The following is a 5,531-nucleotide window of genomic DNA, read 5'->3' on the forward strand; positions in this document are numbered from 1 at the left end:
GCCTCGATAAGTACCTTCCCCTGGCTCTCATACAGGGTGGGGAAGACCAGGGCGGTGGCATCCCGGTACTGCTGGTATAGTGTTTCCAGGGGTAGCTGACCGGTGAACGCCACGTATTCCGACAGGTCACGCTCGCGAACCATCGTCTGAATATCACTGAAATAGGCCCTGTCGTCAATAGCACCGGCAAAGACGAACCGGCACTCGGGGTATGCCTTCACCACATCAGGTATGCATTGCACGACCGCCACCTGGTTCTTCCGGGGATTGATTACGGCGGGATATAGTACCGTCCGGTGTCCATTCTCCTGGCGCGGGTGATGTTCTATGAAATCGTCAATCGCAGCCAGGTCGATTCCGGCGAAGACCTGCTCTATCCGTTCCGGTGATATCCGGAATCTCCGGCCCAGCTCTCTGCCCACAGCTTCGGTCTGGGCCAGCACCCGGTCGACTCTCCTCAGCACCCATCCCTCAATCAGCGTGTACCGTAGCCAGTTGGTGAGACTGGGGGGAGCCAGCAGGTAGGGGTTGTGTGCCGTATAGACTACCGGTACCTTCCAGCGGAACAGCCTTCGAGCAAGCAGTACTGTTGCGCTGGGGAACTGGCTGTGGGCGTGAATGATGTCAATCCCGCCTTCCTTCATCAGGCGACGCAGCGCGGGGAGCAGTCGCAGGGAAAACCAGATAATCTTCAGGAAGTAGCTGAACAGATTGGACCCACGTAGCGGCAATGACCCGACTTCGTGGAAGCTGGTACCGGTATCACCGCGGGTTCTCAGGGCTAGCTTTATGTCAACAATAGCCACGTCGGCACCGGCACTAACGAGATGCCGGGTCAGTTCGTAGATTGTGCCCTCTACCGACCGGTCGGCATTCGATGATACCGGCAGGAAGCCTGTTCCCAGATGGACTACTCTCAATTCCTCTGCCTTACCGGTACGTCGGTACAACTTCCGATTTCCCTGTTTTATCCTTATGGTTCTGAAAAAGGAGCGCAGTGTGAACCAGACACTTGAGCTTCATGTTGACTCTTTCACCGATCCTGCCCAGCTTGGTCCTGACCGTTCTCAGCACCCAGTGTTGCAGGGGCGCATCGGCGGGAACAAAAGTATTAGCCTCACGGATGAAGCTACGCAACTCACCGTAGTAGCCAAAACCGTGTTTGCCGAAGAACTTCACCCAGAATCTCTTGCTGTGGACGTTGATATGCATGGGGTTTGACTGAATCCCGAGGGTTCTCCATAGTTTTGTTTCGAAGGGGAGAGCCGGCGTCGTGACAAAAACAAAGCCATCATCTCTGACAACTCTCCCGAGTTCACTGAGCAGGAGTGATGGCTGTCTCAGGTGTTCCAGGACTTCCAGGGCGGTGGCCCCGTCGAAGCTGTCGTCATCGAATGGGAGACGTTCGCAGTCCACGTCCACAACATGCAAGTGACGGGCTATCTTCGCATCTCTCGGATGGTTGATTGCATAGTCAGATATATCAACACCGGAAGCTTCGACACCATGTTTACGCCACACCGAGACCAGTTCGCCCCCGGCGCAGCCAACGTCGAGAACCCTGCGGGGTTGAAATCGCTCATGAAGCATTGTGCGGACAAGCTCCGCAATCTGGAGGATGAATCTTTCAGTACCAGATGACTGCTCTTCTGCACCTTCACGCGTCTTGTAGTATGATTTAAGGACGAGGTCTTTTCCCCGCCAGGCCTTCAGGTAGCTACCGCCGCGATGACGCCCAGGCTGTACGCGGAACCCTTTACCTTCCAGGATTTTCACCAGCCTCTCGGGTTCGACCCGTTCGTGGGATTCCGCCTGGTCCAGTCCACGGATATTCCGAAGGTGTACTTTCCGCCCCCACAGAGCATACTGGAAGAGACGCCTCAGGTGTTTCGGGTGCAGTACCAGCCAGGGCACCCAGCCGAGAAGGTCGGATACCGTGAACGGGTAATCACCCAGCGTTCTGCTGTCGTGGGGCAGGAAGTGGTCATGGTCGAAGTAGAGCACGCACTGTTCGGCGGCTACGCGGCCCACTTCCTCCATCGTACCGGCGGGGTCGGGCAGATGGTGAAATACCGAATATGCTGTTACTGCCCCGAAGCACCCGTCCCTGAATGGCAGCCGCGTAATATCGCAGCGTACCCTGTATTCGGCCCGGTTCTCTCTCAGCATATCCAGGGACAGGTCGCAAGCAATTGGCTTGAGGCCGACTGTCTTCAGGTGGTCGGAAACGTTTCCCGTTCCGCTGGCCAGGTCCAGGACCGGCAGCGATGGTCCGGCTTCCATAGCCAGTTTCCTGACCTGGTGCTTTAATCGCTTCTGCTCAAAGACATTGAAGTCCTCCGGGTGCGTAGCGTTGTAGAAATACGCTTCCGTCTCGTGCAGCCTGATATTCTGTTCAAGCACAACCTGGTGGTCCACTGTCTGCCTTTCCGCGATCTTCTTCAATTCGCTATTAACCCCTTCCTGTAAGCCGGACTGCGCTGTTGCTCTATTCCGACCACTGATTGGTGGCGCCATCGGAGTAGCGATGGCGTGACTGCCACTGCCACAATGGCCTGGGGAATGAGCCAGCTTATCCCCGCTCCGATGATGCCCACCCGGGGCAGAAGCAGGTAGCTAAGTACCATTGTTACCACGGCGATGAACGCACTCAGACCAATGACACCCCGCATTCTCTTCTGCACTCTTTTCACTGTGAAGTAGGTGTGGTTGAGACCGACCGGAATGGCGGAGACGGCCAGGACCCAGAGGAGGGTGGTGGCGTTCTCCGCGTAAGCGCTGCCGAAGAGGGCCAGCACTCTTTCACCTGCCAGGAAAACGATGGCTATCACCGGGACCAGAACCAGGAGTAGCCTGAGGCTTCTGTCGATGTTGTGGCCTAACTGTTCCTCGCTGTGTGAGCCCTCAGCGAACAGTGAGAAGGAGACAGTCACCGGAATACTCACCAGCAGGTAGCCCAGCGCCCAGCCGATATAGAAGTAGGCGTTCGCCTCCGCGCCGAGAAGGTTCACCACCATCAAGGGGAGACACAGAATGGGAATTGCCCAGAAGATGTTGGCGCCGTAGTTGGCAAAGGAGAAGTGCATCATGTTGCCTATTGACTTCCTGTCTATTTTCGGTGCGGGGCGGTAGCCCGGCTGGACACGAGGGATGAGGAACGGTATGCTCACGATTACCGCCAGGCCCAGTCCGATTCCCCAGGACGCAAAGATACCGAAAACGTTGAAGAGGGGTGCCAGGGCAACCAGGGGGATGAACCTCAGGAGGTTGAAGACCAGTCCCTGGGTAAGCGCAAATCCTGCCCTGCGTCCGGCGATAAATGTCCGCTCGGCGAAAACCCTGTAGACGGCAGCCAGGGCAAAAATGACAAAGCTGATGAAAAACACAGGGTTCTGCTGGATTCGAAGCAGGGCGGGCGACCAGAGCTTGAGTCCCGCCAGGAAGATTACGGCCAGGGCTACTGATACCAGACCGCTGAGGGTAAAACAGGAGTTAAGGATATTTTTTGCTTTGTCACCTGAGCCGGGCAGGAACCTTATCAGGCCGTAGTCCATACCCAGGGTGGACAGCAGGGCCAGCAAACCTATTGCCGAGATTGCTGCCGCGGCCAGCCCCACGCCCTCCGCCGGATAGAGTCGGGCGGCCACTGCCCAGAAGACGAAGCCTGCCAGGCTATTGACCCCGGAGGCCAGCATCAGATAGCCCGCGTTTCGGTAAAGCGAAACGCGTAGAAGTTCCCTTATCCACTTTATTGGGACCGTCATACACGAATCCTTCTGGCCCTCTTGCTGATATCGGCCATTATTGTGTTTCCTGATCTGTCGCCTCGGGCATCCTGGCCTGCCTTGTGTAGAGAGTGAAGTCGGGATTGACGTAGACCAGGCCATGGTTTGGGTTGCTGGACAACGACTGTCGGTGCTCATCGAGAAGCCGTTGGTTGTTCAGGACGGCATCGTACCACGGGCCGTCCTGGTGTGTAAACCAGATATAACGTGGCGAGTAGTTATCGACCTGCTCCATCAATTCAAGTCTCTCGTGCGTGTATCTACGACTCATGGGGAAGGCGGACAGTTCACCAAGGTCCAGGCTGGTTGTTTCCCGGAAGAAGTGCACCCCGGCAACCTGACCGGGCGGGACGTACTCCTGCGCCTGGTTCCCGTAGAGCGATATGACGTGAAGTGGTGCCGCGATTATCAGAAAGATGCAAAGAAGAGTAATCGCCCACTTCTTCCTGGTGTCAAACAGGCTTGCTCCGAAGAAAGCCATTCCCGGCAGGCAGTACAGGTAGATTCGGTTACCCAGCAGCGAATCGTAGTTGCCGGAGAAGATAAACATCGAGAGTGGGGCAACCGATATCGCCAGGAGAGGGATGGCACGAAACAGTCTTGCCTTGGTCCGGCAGGCGAAAATGGCACCGACGAGGCCAATCATGGCAAACATCACGGAAAACCCGAGCTTTAACTTGGCCATGGTGATATGTGATTCGCTGCCGCTGAAGAAAGAGAAGACCTCCCTATCAAAGATGGCGCCGGCATCGACGGAGACAGTGCCGGTCCCGCTGAACGCATTGACCGAGTCCAGTGAGCCGGGCGTGATTATACCCAGCTTGTCCATCATGTAGCCGCTGCCCATGAAGTCCCACCCCAGCAGGAGGAGGAAGCAGACTACCGTAGCGGATACGAGTATCCTGTCTCTCTTCGCAAGGCTGAAAAGTCCTATGATGGCAAGTGCGGCGATGGAAGTAGGCAGGTGGGTGATTGTCAGCGCCGCGAAAGTGATGATTGCCAGAGACCACAGAGCGAATTTCTGGGAGGATGTCCGGTTTGCCAGGGGTGTGGTCACCAGAGCCAACAACACCAGAGTCAGGAAGTACGCCAGCGATACCGGAGTCAGGTGGCTATCGCCTACCCAGCGGGCCAGAAAGAAAAGCCAGGCTCCCACCCAGCACAGGTTGCTTCGGCGCTTACCCAGGGTGTTGCGCAGGAATATGTAGAGGAAGGGCAAGCACAGTAGCTGCATGATAAAAGGGATGGCGTCCAGTATTGGTTCGAGGTTAACTGTGCTCACGATACCGAGGACCGCGGTTATAATGAACACGCCCGGCCATTGGAAATAGCTGTCAAGACTGAAGTGGCCTTCCTGGGCTATGTAGTCGGCAATTCCCAAGTTCCGGTAAGCGTGGTCGGCGTATGTCGCCGAGCCGCTGGTTATGATAGGGATAAGCCACAGGGCTGATAGTAGTATCAATAGCTGCAAAGCCATTAGCCCGTTACTGGGTTCGCGGGAGGCCCAGAGGACGCCGGAGGCAGTGGTGAGGACGGCCAGGGCCAGGAAAAAGCTCACCGGCAGACCGTGAATCAGCCCGAAGTAGCCAATCTCAAATCTGGCAGAGACAATGCTGTGCGACCACAGCAGGAGGGCTATGGCCGTTAGCAAAAGAGACACGTGTTGTGGTGTCCACCGTTTCGTTCTGGTCATCTCACCGTTTCAACATACCCATCAGGTAGCCCGCTCCGGTCGCAGCTACACTT

The 5,531-nt window shown here is 56.4% G+C and carries 4 protein-coding genes; all 4 read right to left on the bottom strand.

Going from position 1 to position 5,531, the window contains the following annotated elements:
• A partial coding sequence (locus VMW13_10980) for a glycosyltransferase family 4 protein (GenBank protein HUV45336.1) occupies positions 1-950 on the bottom strand: 950 nt, incomplete at its 3' end.
• On the bottom strand, positions 931-2,445 hold the full coding sequence (locus VMW13_10985; protein ID HUV45337.1) for a class I SAM-dependent methyltransferase: 1,515 nt from the start codon (positions 2,443-2,445) through the stop codon (positions 931-933). The genes VMW13_10985 and VMW13_10980, both read right to left, overlap by 20 nt.
• On the bottom strand, positions 2,442-3,764 hold the full coding sequence (locus VMW13_10990) for an oligosaccharide flippase family protein (GenBank protein ID HUV45338.1): 1,323 nt from the start codon (positions 3,762-3,764) through the stop codon (positions 2,442-2,444). Before VMW13_10990 ends, VMW13_10985 begins: the two co-directional genes overlap by 4 nt.
• A 37-nt stretch (positions 3,765-3,801) precedes the next feature.
• Entirely contained in the window at positions 3,802-5,436 is a 1,635-nt protein-coding gene (locus VMW13_10995) for a hypothetical protein (GenBank protein HUV45339.1), read from the bottom strand.
• Positions 5,437-5,531 lie beyond the last annotated feature (95 nt).

The sequence above is a fragment of the Dehalococcoidales bacterium genome (assembly GCA_035529395.1).
In the GTDB taxonomy this organism is placed as follows: domain Bacteria; phylum Chloroflexota; class Dehalococcoidia; order Dehalococcoidales; family Fen-1064; genus DUES01.